This window comes from Spirosoma rhododendri (assembly GCF_012849055.1).
Taxonomy (GTDB): Bacteria; Bacteroidota; Bacteroidia; order Cytophagales; family Spirosomataceae; genus Spirosoma; species Spirosoma rhododendri.
This window is the reverse complement of the sequence record NZ_CP051677.1, coordinates 3,959,049-3,978,253: the sequence shown is the minus strand read 5'-3', so window position 1 is coordinate 3,978,253 and position 19,205 is coordinate 3,959,049. Positions and strand designations below refer to the sequence as shown.

The window sequence follows — 19,205 nt, the reverse complement described above, 5'->3', positions numbered from 1 at the left end:
CAGCCTACTGCCACTTGTTGCGAAGTAAGCTGCCAACATTCGAACAATTGCAAATCTAAACTAGCATATATTGTAATAATTGCAAACAAAAGTAGGCATTTAACCTTTTTGACCAATTATTATTCGTATTAATCTTGATTTAAAATTTTATTTGGCAATATTTGCAATCAACGATCGCAAGTTCTGCAATTCGTATTCCTTACGTAATACCTACCTGCATGTATCTATGAATAAACTATCCCTGATTTCCCAACGGGCCGGTTCACCTGTATTGCTGCTATTGGGCTGGCTACTGAGTTTGCCCGCGCTGGCGCAAACGCTGACAGGCAAAGTGACCAACGGTGCCGATAACACGACACTGCCCGGCGTAACCATTGTCGAGAAAGGCTCGACCAAAGGCACCGTCACCGACAGCGACGGTAATTATTCACTCCGGCTGTCGAGCCCACAGGCAACGGTCGTTCTGTCGTACATCGGCTTTGTCGGGCAGGAGATTGCCGTCGGGGGCCGCTCGGTGTTGAATGTGGCGCTGAAAGAAGATCAGACGCAACTCAACGAAGTCGTTGTGACGGCGCTTGGTATCACGAAAGACAAGAAAGCCCTCGCCTATTCGGTAACGGAAGTAAAGGGTAGCGACTTTACGCAAGCCCGCGAAACCAACGTCGCCAACGCGCTCAGCGGTAAAATCGCCGGGGTTAACGCGTCGGGTCTGTCGACAGGCGCGGGCGGGTCGAGCCGGGTTATTATCCGGGGTAATGGGTCGCTCAACGGGAATAACCAGCCGTTGTACGTCATCAACGGGATGCCGATCGACAACACGACGCCCGGCGGTAGCCCAACCACCAACGGTAGTGGCCTGAACGTCGACCGGGGCGATGGCATTGGCGGGATTAACCCCGACGATATCGAGTCGATCAGTGTGCTGAAAGGCGGTACGGCAGCGGCACTCTACGGCTCGCGCGCGGCCAACGGCGTTATCCTGATCACGACCAAGAAAGGTCGGGCTCAGAAAGGCATCGGCATCGATTACAATTCGACACTGATGTTCGATACACCCGCTGTGTTTCCTGATTTTCAGTATGAATACGGGCAGGGCGATGGTGGCGTAAAGCCGACGACGCAGGCGCAGGCTACCAACTGGGGCCGTCGGTCGTGGGGTACCCGCATGGACGGACAGCCGTACGTCGCGTTCGACGGGCTGGAGCACCCCTACTCTCCGCAGCGGAACAACATCAAAAACTTCTACCAGACGGGGTCTACCTTTACGAACACGGTGGCGCTGAACGGTGGTAGCGAGAACATCAACTTCCGCTTTTCGCTGGCCAACGTCGACAACAAGAGCATTCTGCCCAATTCGAAGTTCAACCGCAAAATCGCCAACCTGAACGTAAACGCGATCCTGAGCAAGCGGCTGTCGCTCGAAACGGTAGCGCAGTATAACCTCGAACAGGCCACCAACCGACCCAGCGCGGGCGACGCACCGGGTAACCCCAACTGGGCCGTCTACATGGTTGCGAACACGGTCGATATTCGCCAACTGTCGCCGGGCTACGACGCCAACGGACGCGAGACACAGTGGAACGAAACGCCTTACGCGTCGAACTCGTATTTCGTGGTCAACCGCTTCCAGAACAACGACACCAAGAACCGGTTCATCGGGCAGGCCAACCTGAAGTTCAACATTCTGGACAACCTCTACGTGCGGGGTAGTGTCAGCCGCGATTTCTACAATTTCCGTTCGGTGGGCGTCATCCCAACGGGTACGGTTTACACGGCCAACGCAGCGGGCGAATACCACGAGATCAACTCGTCGGTGTCGGAAACGAACTCGCTGCTGACGGTTAACTACGACGCCAAATTCGGCAAAAACCTGAGTCTGAACGCTTTTGTTGGTGGCAACAAGCGGATTTACTCCGTCAACGATACGTACATCGATGGTACGCAGTTTATCATCCCGTTCTTCTACAGCTACACCAACCTGTCGTCGCTGACGACGCGGCCGGTCAACCAGAAAACGGCCACCAACTCGATTTTTGCCTCGGCCGATCTGGACTACAAAGGCATCGCGTTCCTGACTGTTACGGGTCGGCAGGACTGGTTCTCGACACTCAGCCCGCAGAACAACAGCATTTTCTACCCGTCTATCGGTGGTAGCTTCGTCCTGTCGCAGGCGGCTCAGCTGCCGGCCTGGATCAGCTTTGCCAAGGTGCGGGCGTCCGGTGCGCAGGTGGGTGGCGCGACGCCCGATCCGTACATCCTGAACCAGACATACAGCATGGTGCAGGGCGGTCACGACGGTCGGCCCCTTCAGCAGGTAACCCAGTCGAACGGCGTCAACCTGGTGACGAACTCAAGCCTGCGCCCGCTGACATCGACGACCTACGAACTGGGTCTGGACATGAAATTCTTCCGCAACCGGCTCGGCCTCGACCTGACTTACTACAACCGCAAAACCACCGACGATATCGTCCGGACGTCGGTATCGCGGGCGACGGGTTATCAGGACGTACTGCTCAACATCGGGCAGGTTAACAACAGTGGTATCGAAATGCTGATCACGGGCAATCCGGTGAAAACGCGCAACTTCAACTGGAACGTCAGCTACAACCTGGCTTACAACAAGAACGAAGTCGTGAAACTGGCCGATGGACTGAACACCATTGAAGTGGCGAGCAGCGTGGGTAGCTGGGCGTTCATCCACAACGCGGTAGGCCGGCCCTACGGTGTTATCAAAGGCTACACGATGGTGCGCGACGCCAACAACAACGTCGTCTACAACACGTCGACGGGTTACCCGCAGCGCAGCGCACTGACCGAACTGGGACAGGGCGTACCTCCGCTGACGATGGGTCTGAGCAACACGTTCACCTACAAAAACTTCTCGCTCGACGTGCTGATCGACGGTAAGTTCGGCAACAAGATTTTCTCGACGATGGACGTATACGCCACCCGCTTCGGCCTGCAAAAGAGCACGCTGCCGGGCCGCGAAAGTGGTCTGCCGGTATCGGGTGTAACGCCGGAGGGTACCCCCTACTCAGCTACGATTCCAGTATCGGGGCTGCGCCTGTACTACGACAACCTGAAAAACTATACCGACCTGTTTCTGTACGACGGCAGCTTCGTAAAACTGCGTCAGGTGGTGCTGAACTACAACGTCCCGGCGGGTGTGCTGAAGCCCCTGCGGATTCAGGGCGCGTCGATATCGCTTGTCGCGCGTAACCCCCTCATCCTGTTCCGCAATACCGACAATTTCGACCCCGAATCGAGCTATACCAACAGCAACGCGCAGGGCTTCGAAGCGTTCTCGCTCCCCCGTACCCGCAGCATGGGGGTTAACCTGATGGTGAAATTTTAAGGGAGGTTACAACCCACAATAGAAAGCACATATGACATTCCTTTCTTCCCATACATTCCTGCGCCGGTCGCTGCTGATGGCCGGACTGCTGGCGGGCCTGACGGCCTGCGACAAGGGCTTCGAGCAGATGAACATCAACCCCGATGCGTCGTCGACCATTACGCCCGCTTACGTGTTCACCAAAGCGCAGCTCGACGCGCTGAACAACAGCTACTACTCGACCGGGGTACTGGCCAGTGGCGGCTCGATTCAGCACTTCGCCACCTACAAAGACGTACCGGCCATTGGCGACAAGTATTACTTCCAGCAGGGCACCTACCCCTACGATTTCTTCCAGAATGGCTACCCCAACGCCGTCAATGAAATCAGCGAGGTAATCCGGGCGGTATCGACCGATGCCAGTCAGGTCAATCTGTTGTCGGCGGCCCGCATCTGGCGCGTTTACACCATGCACCGCATCACAGATCTGTACGGCGATATCCCGTACAGCGACGCGGCTAAGGGTTACACGCAGAACCTGTTTACGCCCAAATACGATACGCAGCAGGCCATTTACGCCGATATGCTGAACGAACTCGACCAATCGGTGCAGGCATTCGACGCGACCAAAACAACCTTCGGCACGGCTGACCTGATCTACGGCGGCAACATTGACCGGTGGAAGAAGTTCGCGAATTCGCTGATGCTACGGCTGGCGATGCGGATGACTAAGGCCGACCCAACCAGTGCACAGACCTGGGCGAAGAAAGCCATCGCCGGGGGCGTTATCACGCAGGATAGCGACCTGGCGAAGATCAACTACCTGGCGTCGGGGCAGGACATCAACAAGAACCCTTACGCGCTGTCGATGCGTAACAGCGACTATAGCCCAGGCAACGGTAACGACAACATTGAAGGCGGCAAGCTGGCCCGGACGTTTATCGACGTACTGAAAAACTCGGCCGACCCGCGCCTGAACGTTATCGCTGTCGTCTGGAACGGCTCTACTGCCGACACCACGACATCCCTGCAACGGGGGATGCCCAACGGCCTGCTCGTCAAGCCCGCCGACTTCAAGACTTATTCGGAGCCCAACCCCGTTACGGTGCTGAAACTCGACGCGCCGGTACTGGTGATGACAGCTGCCGAAGTCAACCTCCTGCTGGCCGAAGCGGCCGTACGGGGCTGGTATTCGGGCGACGCAGCCACGGCTTACAACACGGGCGTTCGCTCGGCGATGGCCAACTGGGCACAGATCAACGCGACGGCGGGCAGCATTTCAACGGCGAAAGTCAATGCGTATCTGACGAAGAATCCGTTCCCAACCAGCGGCTCAACCGACGCCAAACTGGCGCAGATCGGCTCGCAGTTGTGGGTAACCCTCTTCCCTGATGAGCAGGAAGCCTTCGCAAGCTGGCGCCGGACGGGCTACCCCGCCCTGACGCCCGTCAACGTTACGGGCAACATTACGGGAGGAGTTATTCCGCGCCGACTGCTTTACCCACCAACCGAAGAGAGCGTTAACAACACCCAGTACAGCGCGGCCGTTGCCCGGCAGGGTGCCAACCTGCTGACAACCCGCATCTGGTGGGACAAGCAGTAACCGCTTTTCGCTCTCTCTTCCCTCACAACAGTGCGCATCATAGGTTTATTAGTGATAATCGGGTTTGGCTGGGCGTCGTGTTTCGCCCAGCCAACTTTCTCTGACTCGACGGCCCTGATTCCCCGTCCGGTGTCGGTCCGACCAGCGTCGGGTTCGTTTTTGCTGACCCGGCAAACCCGCCTGTTGGCTGGTAAATCTGTTCCGGCAGCTACCCTGACAATGGCCCGGCAACTCCTTGGCTTTCCGCTTTCCGCAACCACATCCGCCACATCCACCGCGTCAACCCTTCAACTTCGCATTGACTCAACGGCTATTCCTAAACCCGAAGGGTATCGACTGCTCATTCGCACGACGGCTATCGACCTGACCGCGCACGACGATGCAGGCCTGTTCTTCGGCCTGCAATCGCTGCGTCAACTGCTCGAACTGGCCGCGCCAATGGGACGCATTCGCTGTCAACAGATCGACGACTACCCGCGCTTCCCATACCGGGGCATGCAACTCGACGTTAGCCGCCATATGTTCCCGGTGTCGTTCATCAAGAAATACATCGACGGGCTGGCCCGCTACAAACTCAACACCTTCCACTGGCACCTGACCGACGATCAGGGCTGGCGCGTCGAGATCAAACGCTATCCGCAATTGCAGCGAACGGCCGCCTATCGCGCCCAGACGATGATCGGCCATAAGAAAGAACTACCCCACCGATTCGATGGCAAACGCTACGGCGGTTTCTACACGCAGGACGAGGTGCGCGCGATTGTCCGGTATGCCGCCGAACGCCATATCACGGTCATCCCCGAAATCGAAATGCCGGGCCATGCGCTGGCGGCACTGAGTGCCTTCCCGAATCTAGGTTGTCTGAAACCCGACGGGTCGCCGGGTGGTCCCTACGCAGCCGCTACGTTCTGGGGCATCTTCGACGATGTGTTCTGTGCAGGCAACGACAGCACCTTCACCATGCTGACCAACGTACTCGACGAAGTAATCGACCTGTTTCCGTCGCGCTATATCCACATCGGGGGCGACGAATGCCCTAAGGTCCGGTGGCAAACCTGCGCCCGCTGTCAGGCGCGTATCCGGTCGGAGAAGCTGGCGAACGAAAACGAGTTACAGCGGTACTTTATCCGGCGCATCGAAAAACACCTCAACCGGCGGGGTCGGCAACTGATCGGCTGGGACGAGATTCTGGAGGGGCATAACCCCAGTCTGCGCCTGTCGGACAGCGCGGCCGTGATGAGCTGGCGCGGCATCGAGGGTGGTATTCAGGCGATGCGGCAACACCATTACGCGATCATGACGCCCGAAAGTCACGTCTATTTCGATTACTACCAGTCGCTCCACCCCGATGAGCCGCTGGCAGCTGCGGGCTACACGCCGTTGCGAAAAACGTACAGCTACGAACCCCTGCCCGACAGCCTAGACGCCGACGAAGCCCGTTACCTGCTGGGTGTGCAGGGCAACGTCTGGACCGAATACATGCCTACACCCGACAAAGCGGAGTACATGGTATTCCCGCGCCTGCTGGCTCTGGCCGAAACCGGCTGGACACCCCGCCCCCAACGCGACTTCCCTGATTTTCTGCGTCGGCTCCGGCAGCAACGCCCCCTCCTCGACCGCCAAAACGTTCACTACGATCCACACTTCGACGAACCCACCGACACCGTCAGTGTATCGCCCGCCGGTCAGGTTCTGTACGCGCTGACAACGACCAAACCCGGTGCGCAGCTTCGCTACACCACCGACGGCAGCGCCCCAACCAAACGCAGCACGTTGTACACCCAGCCAATAGCCGTTACGCAGACTAGCACCATCCGGTCAGCCCTGTTTGTCAACGGACAGCAGCAGGATCGAGTCATAAGTCAGGCGTTCACGATCAGCAAGGCGACGGGTAAGCCGGTTACGGTCAGCCCGCAGCCGTCGGGTGCGTATCGACCGGCGAGTATGCAGGTGCTGGTCAACGGACGAACAGGCACGACGCGCTACAACACCGGCGAGTGGGTCGGCTTCTCCGGCACCGATCCTGATATTGTGGTCGACCTCGACAGTCTGCAAACCATTTCGCAGGTCAGCACGCACATACTGGCCTACCGCTGGCAGCGCATGTGGCCCCCGAAACAGCTCCGTATCTCTGTCTCCACCGATGGCAACACGTATCGACCCGTCTATGAACAGACCCAGTTTCCCACCAACGGCATCAACCCCGTCGACGGAAAATTCACCCCCACACAAGCCCGCTATATCCGCATTCAGGCAACCGGGCAGGGCCTCATCCCAGCCGGTGAATACGGCGCCGGTGGCAAAGCGTGGCTGCTACTGGACGAGGTGATTGTTCGGTGATTCCCCTCCGGTTGTGTACCCCCAACCCCCTGAAGGGGGAGCATTCCGCAAATGAGCCGCTCCCCCTTCAGGCCGGGCCGACGCTTCGGGGCTGGGGGGTACACAACCGGAAGGCCACATTCAGTAAAAAACTAGTCATTTTTCCTTTTTCTAACTCATGCGTCATTTGATTCGCTTTGCCTGTCTGTTGCTGTTGCTGACAACCCACCGGGGTTGGGCGCAGGAGCAGTTGGGCGTCAATCACAACAAACCCGAACGGGAAGCCTGGCTCAAAGACGCCGGTTTCGGCATGTTTATTCACTGGAACGTCGACACCCAACTGGGCGTCGTCATCAGTCACTCGATGGTCGGTGCGTCACCCGATTACGTCGACCGCTATATCCGCGAACTCCCCAAGACATTCTACCCCAAAGACTGGGACCCCGAGCGGCTGGTGATTCTGGCCAAGAACGCGGGCATGAAATACATCATGTTCACGACCAAGCACCACGCAGGTTTCTGTATGTGGGACACCAAAACCACCGACTTCGGCGTGATGAATACGCCCTACAAAAAGGACATTGTCCGGCAGTTTGTCGATGCGTGTCGCAAGTGGGGGCTGGCTGTCGGTTTTTATTATTCGCCCGAAGATTTTTCCTTTGCCTACCGCAACGGTATGAAAGACATCACCCGCGACGGGCACTGGGAGAAAGCAAGGCCATTTCAGGCGAAATACAAAACGTTCGTGGAAGCGCAGTGCCGCGAGCTGATGACCAATTACGGCCCCGTCGACCTGTTTTTTATCGACAGCGACGTGCTGCGGGAGGAAGTCAAAGCGACGGTCTGGAAATACCAGCCCAACTGCCTGATTACACGGGGTGCGCTGCAAACGCCCGAGCAATACATGCCCGGCGAAACCCTCGAACGCCCGTGGGAGAGCAACATGACCATGGGTACGGCCTGGAACTACAAACCCACTAACGACCACTATAAGTCGGGTACGGAACTGATTAACTTCCTGATCGAAGCGCGGGCAAAAGGCGGCTCGTACCTGCTCAACGTCGGCCCGACGCAGTGGGGTGACCTGAACGAAGGGCAGATGGGTCGGCTGATGGAAATTGGCGCGTGGCACTTCATCAACCATGAATCCGTCCACGACGTGCGCCCCTGGATCGTTCGCAATGAAGGCGACATCTGGTTCACCAAACACAAAACCGACAACACCGTTTTTGCGTACCTGACGGGTATGCCCAACTGGCCACGCGGCCAACGTCGTGAGTTTCTGATCCGGTCGGTGAAGGCCACGGGCAAAACGGAAGTCAGTGTCCTGGGGCAAACGGGTAACGTGGTCGAATACCAGCCAACCAACGACGGACAGACGCGATTCGAGCAGACGGCAGACGAGTTGAAAGTGTCGGTGGTGCGGGCGCAGCGCATCTACAACAACCACAAATGGCCCAACCCGATTGTGCTCAAACTGACCAACGTGACACCCGCCGTCGAGCCGGTACAGTTCCGCACGATGCCCGCCGAGAAACTGCCCAACGGCAACCTGAAACTCACCGCCGACGTGCTGAAACTCGGCGACGGCAAACAGTATCGGCTGGGCTTTGCCTACCGCCCGGTGCAGAGTTCGCTTAACGAAGACTTTAACCAGCCCTGGACTCTGACGGACGTGTATCCGGTTTCGCAAACCGGCAAGCAAAGTCTGGAACTGGTGGCCGGTACACTGAAAACCTACGACGAAATCGAATACCGCGCTGTACTGATTCAGGATGGTCTGTCTATCGACGGCAATACCCTGAGCATCAGCAAGCTGAGATTAGAGTAGTTCACGGTTTGTGGTTCGTGGTTTGTGGTTCCTCCGGCGGAAATTGCTTGCGCCAGCAACTACAAACCACAAACTACGAACCACAAACCCCAAAAAAAACTATGCCCCTGCTAACCGTTGGCCTGTGTGTGTTGCTGCTGATCCTGCTGATTTCATGGGGAAAAGTCAGCCCGTTTCTGTCGTTTCTGGTCGTGTCGCTGCTGGCGGGTGCGTTGCTGGGTATGCCCCTCGTCGACGTGGCCAAATCCGTGCAGAAAGGCATCGGCGACACGCTGGGCGGGCTGGTGGTAGTGATCGCACTGGGGGCCATGCTGGGCAAACTAGTGGCCGAAAGTGGCGCGGCACAGACAATCGCCGGGGTGATGATGAACCTGTTCGGGCAACGCTACATCCAATGGGGGCTGATGTGTACGGGCTTCATCATCGGTATTCCACTGTTCTACAATGTCGGTTTCGTACTGATGATCCCGCTGATCTTTTCGGTCGTGTACCGCTACAAGCTGCCAGCGGTGTACATCGGCCTGCCCATGCTGGCATCGCTGTCGGTGGCCCACGGTTTTCTGCCGCCCCACCCCTCCCCGGCCGCGCTGGTATCGCAATTTGGGGCCAACATGGGCCTAACGCTATTGCTCGGTATCGCCATCGCCATTCCAACGATTATCCTGGCCGGACCGATCTTCGCACAGACGCTGAAAGGTATCCACGCCGAACCACTCGACACCTTCGCTACCAAGCCCGTTCCGACCGACAACCGCCCCGGCACGCTCAACAGCTTCCTCTCAGCCCTGCTGCCCGTCGTGCTCCTGGCAATCACAACGATATTACGCGTCGCCTTCCCAACCAACGACGCGCTAATGACATCGACGGCATTTATCGGCGACCCGGCGGTGGTAATGCTGATTTCGGTCCTCGTCGCAACGGTCAGTCTGGGCTTGTCCAACGGCAAGACGATGCCGCAGGTGATGAAGATCTACGAGGAAGCGGCTAAAGACGTGGCCATGATTCTGCTCATCATCGCCGGAGCGGGTGCGCTGAAGCAGGTACTGTCCGACAGCGGGCTGAGTCTGGAGCTGGCCACGCGCCTGCAAACGCTGACCTTACCCCCGCTGGTACTGGGCTGGCTGATTGCCGCTATCATCCGCATCTGTCTGGGTTCAGCGACCGTTGCCGGACTCACAGCTGCGGGCATCATCGCGCCTATCGTCGCCCAGCAGCACGTCAACCCCAGCCTGATGGTCATAGCCGTTGGGGCGGGCAGCCTGATGTTCTCGCACGTCAACGACCCCGGCTTCTGGTTATTCAAGGAATACTTTAACCTCAGCCTGAAAGACACGATCCGGTCGTGGTCTCTCATGGAAACCATTGTCGCCTTCGCCGGCCTGGCGGGCGTACTGCTTTTTAATTTAATTCTTTAGTTCAAGGGTTAAGGTTCAACGTTTAACGTTGATGCTAATCTCCCGGTGATCACCGTGGCGCGTCCGAACCTTAAACATTAGACATTAAACGTCAAACTAGAATGTCCATCGACACACTCTCGCCCGAAGCGGCTTTCGCTCAACTGAATCTGAATCTTCCCCCGGCTCCCCGGCCACTGGGCGTTTACAAACCGTACCTGATCGACGGCAAATACCTGTACGTATCGGGACATGGACCCGTGCAGGACGACAAAAGCCTGATCATCGGTCGCATCGGCACCGACGCTAATCCGGCCGACATGAACATGGAGGAGGGCAAACTGGCCGCCCGGCAAGTGGGCCTGACCATCCTGTCGACCATCCAAACCCACCTCGGCAGCCTCGACCGGGTGAAGCGGGTGATCAAAGTACTCGGCATGGTCAACTGCACACCCGACTTCGAACGGCATCCGTTCATCATCAACGGATGCAGCGAACTGTTTGCGCAGGTGTGGGGCGAAGAAAACGGCATCGGCGTCCGTTCGGCCGTCGGCTTCGGCTCCCTGCCAGACAACATCCCCGTCGAAATCGAAGCCCTATTTGAACTGGTGTAATCTTTTTTTAAACACAGCTTTTCAACACAGAGGCACGGAGTATCGCTGTCATTTAGAGCTTTTTTGTCATTCCGAGCGTGCGAGGAATCTTCGGACAAGGAGGATTTGTTTGCTTCACCCGAAGATTCCTCGCACGCTCGGAATGACAAAATCACAAAAGAACACTTTGTATTCTCTGTGCCTCTGTGTTAAAAACACTATGATTAATTCCGACTGGTACACGATCACCGATGTCGATGCGCTCGATACGCCCGCGCTGGTGATTTACCCCGACCGCGTCCGGCAGAACATCGACCGGCTGCTGGCTTACGTCGACGATGTATCCCGGCTGCGGCCGCATGTCAAGACGCACAAGTCGCCCGACGCGAGCCGGTTGCTGCTCGACGCAGGCATTCGTAAGTTCAAGTGCGCGACCATTGCCGAAGCCGAGATGCTCGCGGAAGCCGGTGCATCCGACGTCCTGCTGGCATATCAGCCGGTGGGTGCCAAACAGCAGCGCCTGATCGATCTGATCCGGGCGTACCCGAACACACGCTTCGCCTGCCTGATCGACAACCTCGACACCGCCAAACAGCTCTCGGAACGAGCGACCGCTGCCGGACTGACCGTGCCGGTGTACATCGACCTGAACGTCGGTATGAACCGCACGGGTATCCTGCCCGACGACCAGGCCGCGCTGTTGTACGAACAACTGGCGACGCTACCCGGCATTCGGCCCGTGGGCCTACACGCGTACGACGGACACCTCCGCGACACCGATATGAGCGTACGGACAGCCCGTTGCGACGCAGCGTTTGCCCCCGTCGCCCAGTTACGCGAACAGCTACGGACGCGCGGCTTCGATCCGATCATCGTGGCTGGCGGCAGCCCGACGTTCCCGATTCATGCGCAACGCCCGGATGTCGAGTGCAGCCCCGGCACGTTTATTTACTGGGACGAGGGGTACGGGACAATCCTGCCCGAACAACCCTTTGAACCGGCCGCGCTGGTTGTCGGTCGGGTGATTTCGTTGCCAACACCGACCACGCTTTGCATCGACATCGGTCATAAATCGGTAGCGGCCGAGGGAGAATTGACCCAGCGCCTGACCTTCCTCAACGCGCCAAACCTACGGGCCACCGGACAGAGCGAAGAGCACCTGACCGTCGACGCGGGCGACAACCACCCCTACCGCGTTGGCGACGTGCTGTACGCCCTCCCGCACCACATCTGCCCAACCGTCGCCCTGTTCGACCGCGCCCGCACCATCGAGCAAGGCCACCTGTTCGGCACATGGAAAACCACCGCCCGCGACCGGGTTCTGACAGTGTAAAAAGAGTATTCCGTTTTCGGTTTACAGTGGCTGACGTAGGCGTGTAGCCCAGACGCATCACTTTTAATGACGTTCGATGGCGTTGTAGAAACGCGACCCTTCGCGTCTCAGCGTGCGTCAGCCAAAACCATCCGGCGGTGAGACGCGAAGGATCGCGTCTCTACAAAAAACACCAATCATATGTTTACAATCGACGCCCATTTAGACCTGAGTATGAACGCGATGGAGTGGAACCGCGACCTGCGGCAAACCGCCCATCAAATTCGGCAGCGCGAGCAGGGCATGACCGACAAACCCGACCGCGCCAAAGGTACCGTGTCGCTCCCCGATTTGCGCCGGGGCAAGGTGGGGCTGGTCGTAGCCACGCAGATCGCCCGCTATGTTGCCCCCGACAATCCGCTACCCGGCTGGCAGTCGCCCGAACAGGCGTGGGCTCAGACGCAGGGGCAGCGCACGTGGTACGAAGCCATGGCCGAGGAAGGGCAGATGACCCCAATTCGCAACCTGGACGAACTGGAAGACCACCTAGTGCTGTGGAGCGACGACGAACCCGTCGACGACAAACCGATTGGCTACATTCTGAGTCTGGAAGGAGCCGACTCACTTACCACGGTCGACTATGTACAGCGGGCCTACGACTACGGTTTGCGGGCGATTGGTCCGGCCCACTACGGTCCCGGCCGGTACGCGCAGGGTACCGACGCTACCGGTCCGATGGGACCAATGGGCCACGACCTGCTCCGCGAAATGGAACGGCTCAACATCATCCTCGACGCGACCCACCTCTCCGACGATAGTTTCCGCGACGCACTCGACCACTTCAACGGTACCGTCTGGGCTAGCCACCACAATTGCCGCGCCCTGGTCGACCACAACCGGCAGTTTTCCGACGATCAGCTGCGCGAACTTATCGCCCGCGACGCCGTCATCGGCGGTCCGCTAGACGCGTGGATGATGGTACCGGGCTGGGTACGGGGTACGTCGACGCCCGAATCAACGAACTGTTCGCTGTCGGTGATGATCGACCACCTCGACCATATCTGCCAACTGGCGGGCAACGCCAACCACATCGGTATCGGCTCCGACCTCGACGGTGCGTTTGGGAAAGAACAGTGCCCCTACGACCTCGATACCATCGCCGACCTGCAAAAAATCCCGGACCTCCTTCGGCAGCGCGGCTATTCCGAAGCCGACGTCGCCAACGTCATGCACGGCAACTGGCTCCGCTTCCTCCGCCGGGCGTGGGCGTAACCAAATAACCCGTTTTCACCGGCTTCCTGTTGCTGAACCGGTGAAAACGGGTTACCACTGTACCGGCAACGCGGACATGTAACAGCGTATGTATGTAAAGTTATTACGTTGTCCCCGGCAGCTTCCAGCCGCTCGGCGGTCCGATGTCGGAGCCGCGTCAGCGGCTAATCAGGCAATCGCACTTAGCCTATGGCTCCGACATCGGACCGCCGAGCGGCTGGAAGCTGCCGGGGACAACACGGCCACCTAACGGCCTATGCGCTGATCGGTTCGGTAAAATTGGTTGACATTGACATGGCCTTCCATTGGTCCATGTCTGCCTGCAACGCCTTGATTTTAGTCTCCGCCATCCCGAAAGCATCCGGCCCGAGCAGCAGGTGAAGCGGTGGGTTGGGCTCAGCGGCAATCTGAATCATCGCGGCAGCCGCTTTTACCGGATCGCCCGGCTGATTCCCCCTGATCTGCTGCTGATGTATCGCTTCAGACTCCCGCACCAGCCTGTACGCATCTAGCGGATGACGGGCAACCTGCATCGAGCCGGACGACAGAAAATCCGTCCGAAAATAACCCGGCTCAACCAGCGTTACGTTGATCCCGAATGGAGCAGCCTCGGCCGCTAATGACTCCGACAACCCCTCCACGGCAAATTTGGTAGCACAGTAAATACCCCATCCCGGAAACGCACCGGTAATACCAGCAATCGACGACAGGTTAAGAATATGTCCGCTCCCCTGCTTTCGTAGCTCGGGCATCACCTGCCGGATTACGTGCAGCATCCCAAACACATTGACATCGAAGTTATTTCTGGCTTCTTCGTCGGTCAGTTCTTCCAGACTGCCCAATTGGCCATAGCCTGCGTTGTTGACGACTACGTCGATTCGGCCAAACACCTCAATTGTAGTCTGAATGGCTTTTCTCACACTGTCTTCGGCCGTCAGGTCCACCGTCATGGGCAAGTAGTCGACTGACTCGGTACCGACGACCCGCTGCAACTCGCCCACATCGCGGGATGTAGCCGCTACCCGGTGCCCCGCCTGTAGCAGTTGTTTCACTAACTCGAGACCGAGTCCTTTGGACGCGCCGGTAATAAACCACACTTGTTGATTTTGCATGATGCTGTTTGTTTGACAACAGCAAAAGTAGCTGGCTCAACAGGGGGTGCGGTTACCAGATTCAAGCCGATACTTACCTAATTCAAACATGCCGAAATGCGGATGGCGTCAGGCCTGTTCGTTTCTTGAAGAAGTAGTTGAAATGCGCCGGTTCGTCGAAGCCAAGGCTATAGCCAATCTCGGCGATGTTCCAGTCGCTGTGTCGGAGCAGGGCCTTTGCTTCACTCGCCAGGCGTTCGGCAATATGCTCGGTCGTCGCTTTCCCCGTCGTCTCGCGCACGCAACGGTTTAGGTGGTTGACATGTATGGAAAGCTGGTGGGCAAAGTCGCCTGCCGAACGAAGCGTAAGCCGCCGGGTTCCCAACTCAACGGGAAACTGTCGTTCGAGCAGTTCAATAAATACGGCCGTCAGTCGCGCCCCGGCATCGGGGTGCTGGTACAGCGTCTCGGCAGGGCGCAGCTTCAGCGCGTAGTGAATCAGTTCCGACACATAAGTGCGAATCAGATCATATTTAAAGGTATAGTCCGAATTGAGTTCAGCCAGCATCTTCTCGTAGAGTGCCCCAACCTCACCGCTCTGGGCGTCGTTTAACCTATAGGCGGGTTGGCTACCGGGCCGGAACATGGGCAGTTCGGCCAGACCAGCGTCAAACCACCCCCGGAAAAATGCTTCACGGAAAATGCAGAAAAAACCGGTCGTGTCGTCGGCTACAGGCTGCCACGTATACGGTACCTGCGGGTTAAAAAACAACAGAGTCGGTCCGTCGACTTCGATGCTTTTATCAGCGTAATGGTAAACATTACGGCCTCTAACGAGTGAAATCTTATAGAAATCGCGTCGGCTATATCGTACCGGACTCGCAGTGGGAACCAGGCAATCTTCCAGTCGAAACACGTTGACCTGACCGATATTGGCTTGCTGATCGCCGGGCATCGTTTTAAGTTTATGCCGGTAAAATTCTTCGAGGCTCTCCGTTGGTTGCATAGTCCAAACTTACCAAATTCAATTAGGAGAAAAAACAGGCAGTAACTTTCTGCCCCGTTGCGGATTGCTCTGTGATCCGTCCGTTTCGTCTCTACCCACCTACGCAATCAATTATTCGCTATTCAGCACGAATATTCTGGCATTCCGCCCATCACGCTCCTGTACCAACCGTGTAAATTTGGCATTCCGCGTATTTTTGTTCCAACAAATTTTGCTAACTATACAATCCGGTTCACTGTAAATCGCTGTGCAACCAATTATTCCTAACTTCTCAACAAATAATGACAACCCTACTCACGGAGGCTGAGGCAAAGCGAATTATCGACAAAGTACTGTCCTATTCGAAGGCAGATGAAATGAGCGTTAACATGTCGGGTGGCCGACGGGGCAACATTCGCTACGCCCGCAACGCCGTCTCCACCAGTGGCGAAAGCACCAACCTCTCCCTCGCCGTCACAGCGGCTTTCGGCAAAAAAACCGGTACGGCGACAATTAACGAGTTCGATGATGCGTCACTGGAAAAGACCGTCCGGCGGGCCGAGGAAATCGCCCGGCTGGCCCCCGAGAACCCCGAATACATGCCCATGCTGGGGCCGCAGCAGTACCTGAAAACCAACCCGTACGCGCAGTCGACCGCCGACATGACGCCCGACTTCCGGGCGCAGGCCACTTTCGACAGCATCGACCCCTGCCGCAAAAAGAACCTCACGGCCGCCGGGTACATGGAAGACTCCACCCGCTTCAACGCCATCGGCAACACGAAAGGGCTGTCGGCCTACAACCGCGACACATCGGTGGAATTCTCGGTTACGGTTCGTACGGCCGATGGGATGGGGTCCGGCTACGCCACCCGCGACGTCACCGACGTCAGCAAGCTGAACACGAAAGACGCGACCGAAATCGCCATGCAGAAGGCACTGGCATCGAGCAGCGCCCGCGCTCTCGAACCCGGCAAATACACCGTTATTCTCGAACCGGCGGCTTTGGTGGCCAATGTCGACGCGTCGCTGATGACGGCCATGTTCCGGTCGATGGATGCCCGCGCTGCCGATGAAGGCCGGTCGTTTCTGAGCAAGAAAGGGGGCGGCACCCGCTTAGGTGAAAAACTCTTCGATGAGCGCGTCACGATCTACTCCGACCCGACAAACCCAGAGGTGCCGAACGGAGCGTTCAGTGGCGACGGTCGGCCGCAGGAGAAGGTGACGTGGATTGAGAAAGGTGTGGTCAAGAATATGCCGTATTCGCGCTATTGGGCCGAAAAGAAAGGCGTTCATGCTACCCCACCGGGCGGCAACTTCATCATGGAAGGCGGCACACAATCGCTGGCCGACATGATTAAGAGCACCGAAAAAGGCATCCTCGTCACGCGCTTCTGGTACATCCGCCCCGTCGATCCGCAAACGCTGCTGTACACGGGTCTGACCCGCGACGGGACGTTCTACATCGAAAACGGGCAAATCAAATTCCCCGTCAAAAACTTCCGTTTCAACGAAAGTCCGGTCATCATGCTCAACAACCTCGAAGCGCTGGGCAAACCTGTCCGCATGGGTGGCAACCTCGTCCCGCCGATGAAAATCCGCGACTTCACCTTCACCAGCCTTTCGGACGCAGTCTAGTTTCAGGTTCAAGGTCTAAGGTTTAAAGTTGGCTTATCATTCGAGTTAGTGCTCTGATACCGCCATCACATCCTCCGTAGACCTGACTTGAACATTAAACTTTAAACATCAAACGTTAAACTCCTTCAGAAGTGAAACGACGCGATTTTAACCAACTCATGAGTATGGGGGCGCTGGGCATGATGATGCCGGCGGTCCCCTCGTTTGCCCGTACCGTATCCCCCGAAGCCCTGCTGGAGCCGGGTCTGGATGTCTCGGTGAAGAAACGGCTGGCCGATGCCGCCCTCAATGCCGCCAAAAGCAAGGGGGCTACCTACGCCGACGTGCGTATCGGCCGCTACCTTAATCAATCTGTGCTGACGCGCGAGAATAAAGTGCAGGGCGTCATCAACTCCGAATCGTTCGGGGTGGGTGTCCGGGTCATTGCCAACGGCTGCTGGGGCTTTGCATCGGTGGGCGACGCCCGCGACGAAGCCGTAGTCGCGAAAGCGGCTGAGACAGCCGTTGCCATCGCCAAAGCAAACGCCCGCCTGCTGACCGAGCCGGTGCAGCTGGCTCCACAGCAGGGCTTCGGCGAGGTAAGCTGGAAAGCGCCCATCAAGAAAAACGCCTTTGAAGTGCCCGTCAAAGAGAAGGTCGAACTGCTGCTGGCCTGTAACGCGGCTGCCATGCAGAACGGGGCCAACTTCGTCAACAACGTGCTGCTGCAAATCAACGAGCAGAAGTACTTTGCTTCCACCGACGGCACCTACGCCGATCAGGACATTCACCGGATTGGCCCCAACTTCACCGTTACGGCCGTCGACCCGCAGAACGGTCGGTTTGCCACCCGCGATTCGCTGAGCGCGCCGATGGGCATGGGTTACGAATATTTGCAGGTGAACCCATCCGACAAGGTAGGGGGCATCACGACCCGCTACAACATGGGGTACGACATGCTTGAAGACATCACCGCTGCCGCAAAGCAGGCCAAGGAAAAGTTGTCGGCCAAGTCGGTTGAAGCGGGCAAGTATGACCTGGTGCTCGACCCCTCGCACACCTGGCTGACCATCCACGAATCGGTGGGCCACCCGCTGGAACTCGACCGCGTACTGGGCTACGAAGCCAACTATGCCGGTACGTCGTTCGTCACGCTCGACAAGTGGAAATCGAAGAACTTCAACTACGGCAGTCCGGTGGTCAACTTCTTCGCCGACAAGGTGCAGCCGGGTTCGCTGGGTGCTGTCGGCTGGGACGATGAGGGCGTCAAAACCAAGAAGTGGGATCTGGTGAAAGACGGTATTCTTGTCAACTACCAGGCTATCCGCGATCAGGTCCATATCATCGGCGAAAAAGAGTCGCAGGGCTGCTGCTACGCCGACAACTGGAGTTCGGTGCAGTTCCAGCGGATGCCGAACGTGTCGCTGGCACCGGGCAAAACACCACTGTCGGTGCAGGACATGATCAAGGGCGTCGAGAAGGGGATATACATCATCGGCGACGGCTCGTTCTCCATCGATCAGCAGCGTTATAACTTCCAGTTTGGCGGTCAGTTATTCTACGAGATTAAGAACGGACAGATCGTCGGCATGCTCAAAGACGTAGCGTATCAGGCCAACACGCGCGAGTTCTGGAATTCCTGCGTGGCCGTCTGCGACGAAAGCGACTACCGGCTGGGCGGTGCGTTCAGCGACGGTAAAGGGCAACCCTCGCAAAGCAGCGCCGTCTCCCACGGCAGCGCAACCGCCCGTTTCAAAGGCGTCAACGTCATTAATACTGCAAGGAAGATATAATGTGTTCAAGGTTTAAAGTCTAAGGTTCAAGGTTGTCTCTGCACAACAGTAAACATTAGACT

12 protein-coding genes are annotated in these 19,205 nt (G+C 57.5%); 10 read left to right on the top strand and 2 right to left on the bottom strand.

The annotated features are described in order from the left end of the window. Window positions 1–226: 226 nt before the first annotated feature. From HH216_RS16480 to HH216_RS16445, 8 genes are all read left to right on the top strand, one after another. The gene (locus HH216_RS16480) at window positions 227–3,355 is read left to right on the top strand and encodes a SusC/RagA family TonB-linked outer membrane protein (protein WP_169551796.1); all 3,129 of its coding nucleotides are present in this window, start codon (window positions 227–229) and stop codon (window positions 3,353–3,355) included. A gap of 31 nt (window positions 3,356–3,386) precedes the next feature. Beyond that, window positions 3,387–4,937 (top strand): SusD/RagB family nutrient-binding outer membrane lipoprotein, encoded by a 1,551-nt coding sequence (locus tag HH216_RS16475; protein ID WP_169551795.1) that lies wholly within the window; start codon window positions 3,387–3,389, stop codon window positions 4,935–4,937. 30 nt (window positions 4,938–4,967) lie between these two features. Beyond that, window positions 4,968–7,277, top strand: coding sequence for a glycoside hydrolase family 20 protein (locus HH216_RS16470; RefSeq protein WP_169551794.1), 2,310 nt, complete (start codon window positions 4,968–4,970; stop codon window positions 7,275–7,277). Window positions 7,278–7,434: 157 nt separating this feature from the next. Further along, window positions 7,435–9,087: an alpha-L-fucosidase gene (locus tag HH216_RS16465; protein WP_169551793.1), complete on the top strand. Its 1,653-nt coding sequence runs from the start codon at window positions 7,435–7,437 to the stop codon at window positions 9,085–9,087. A 101-nt stretch (window positions 9,088–9,188) separates the two neighbouring features. Beyond that, window positions 9,189–10,502, top strand: coding sequence for a gluconate:H+ symporter (locus HH216_RS16460; protein WP_169551792.1), 1,314 nt, complete (start codon window positions 9,189–9,191; stop codon window positions 10,500–10,502). A gap of 101 nt (window positions 10,503–10,603) precedes the next feature. Further along, the gene (locus HH216_RS16455) at window positions 10,604–11,095 is read left to right on the top strand and encodes a RidA family protein (protein ID WP_169551791.1); all 492 of its coding nucleotides are present in this window, start codon (window positions 10,604–10,606) and stop codon (window positions 11,093–11,095) included. 199 nt (window positions 11,096–11,294) lie between these two features. Further along, on the top strand, window positions 11,295–12,407 hold the full coding sequence (locus HH216_RS16450) for a D-TA family PLP-dependent enzyme (RefSeq protein WP_169551790.1): 1,113 nt from the start codon (window positions 11,295–11,297) through the stop codon (window positions 12,405–12,407). Window positions 12,408–12,587: 180 nt separating this feature from the next. Further along, on the top strand, window positions 12,588–13,658 hold the full coding sequence (locus HH216_RS16445) for a dipeptidase (RefSeq protein ID WP_169551789.1): 1,071 nt from the start codon (window positions 12,588–12,590) through the stop codon (window positions 13,656–13,658). A 254-nt stretch (window positions 13,659–13,912) separates the two neighbouring features. Here the strand turns inward: HH216_RS16445 and HH216_RS16440 are convergent, their stop codons facing one another. Beyond that, entirely contained in the window at window positions 13,913–14,770 is an 858-nt protein-coding gene (locus HH216_RS16440; protein WP_169551788.1) for an oxidoreductase, read from the bottom strand. An 82-nt stretch (window positions 14,771–14,852) separates the two neighbouring features. Beyond that, on the bottom strand, window positions 14,853–15,755 hold the full coding sequence (locus HH216_RS16435) for a helix-turn-helix domain-containing protein (RefSeq protein WP_169551787.1): 903 nt from the start codon (window positions 15,753–15,755) through the stop codon (window positions 14,853–14,855). Between the two features lie 281 nt (window positions 15,756–16,036). On the opposite strand from HH216_RS16435, the gene HH216_RS16430 reads away from it, so the two are divergent. Both HH216_RS16430 and HH216_RS16425 read left to right on the top strand, forming a co-directional pair. Next, complete coding sequence (locus HH216_RS16430; protein WP_169551786.1) at window positions 16,037–17,371, top strand: TldD/PmbA family protein; 1,335 nt, start codon at window positions 16,037–16,039, stop codon at window positions 17,369–17,371. Window positions 17,372–17,502: 131 nt separating this feature from the next. Next, on the top strand, window positions 17,503–19,143 hold the full coding sequence (locus HH216_RS16425; RefSeq protein WP_169551785.1) for a TldD/PmbA family protein: 1,641 nt from the start codon (window positions 17,503–17,505) through the stop codon (window positions 19,141–19,143). Window positions 19,144–19,205 lie beyond the last annotated feature (62 nt).

Coding starts and splice junctions, on each gene's coding strand:
- HH216_RS16480 (WP_169551796.1), top strand. CDS start 227: ATGAATAAACTATCCCTGATTTCCCAACGGGCCGGTTCACCTGTATTG.
- HH216_RS16475 (WP_169551795.1), top strand. CDS start 3,387: ATGACATTCCTTTCTTCCCATACATTCCTGCGCCGGTCGCTGCTGATG.
- HH216_RS16465 (WP_169551793.1), top strand. CDS start 7,435: ATGCGTCATTTGATTCGCTTTGCCTGTCTGTTGCTGTTGCTGACAACC.
- HH216_RS16460 (WP_169551792.1), top strand. CDS start 9,189: ATGCCCCTGCTAACCGTTGGCCTGTGTGTGTTGCTGCTGATCCTGCTG.
- HH216_RS16455 (WP_169551791.1), top strand. CDS start 10,604: ATGTCCATCGACACACTCTCGCCCGAAGCGGCTTTCGCTCAACTGAAT.
- HH216_RS16450 (WP_169551790.1), top strand. CDS start 11,295: ATGATTAATTCCGACTGGTACACGATCACCGATGTCGATGCGCTCGAT.
- HH216_RS16445 (WP_169551789.1), top strand. CDS start 12,588: ATGTTTACAATCGACGCCCATTTAGACCTGAGTATGAACGCGATGGAG.
- HH216_RS16440 (WP_169551788.1), bottom strand. CDS start 14,770: ATGCAAAATCAACAAGTGTGGTTTATTACCGGCGCGTCCAAAGGACTC.
- HH216_RS16435 (WP_169551787.1), bottom strand. CDS start 15,755: ATGCAACCAACGGAGAGCCTCGAAGAATTTTACCGGCATAAACTTAAA.
- HH216_RS16430 (WP_169551786.1), top strand. CDS start 16,037: ATGACAACCCTACTCACGGAGGCTGAGGCAAAGCGAATTATCGACAAA.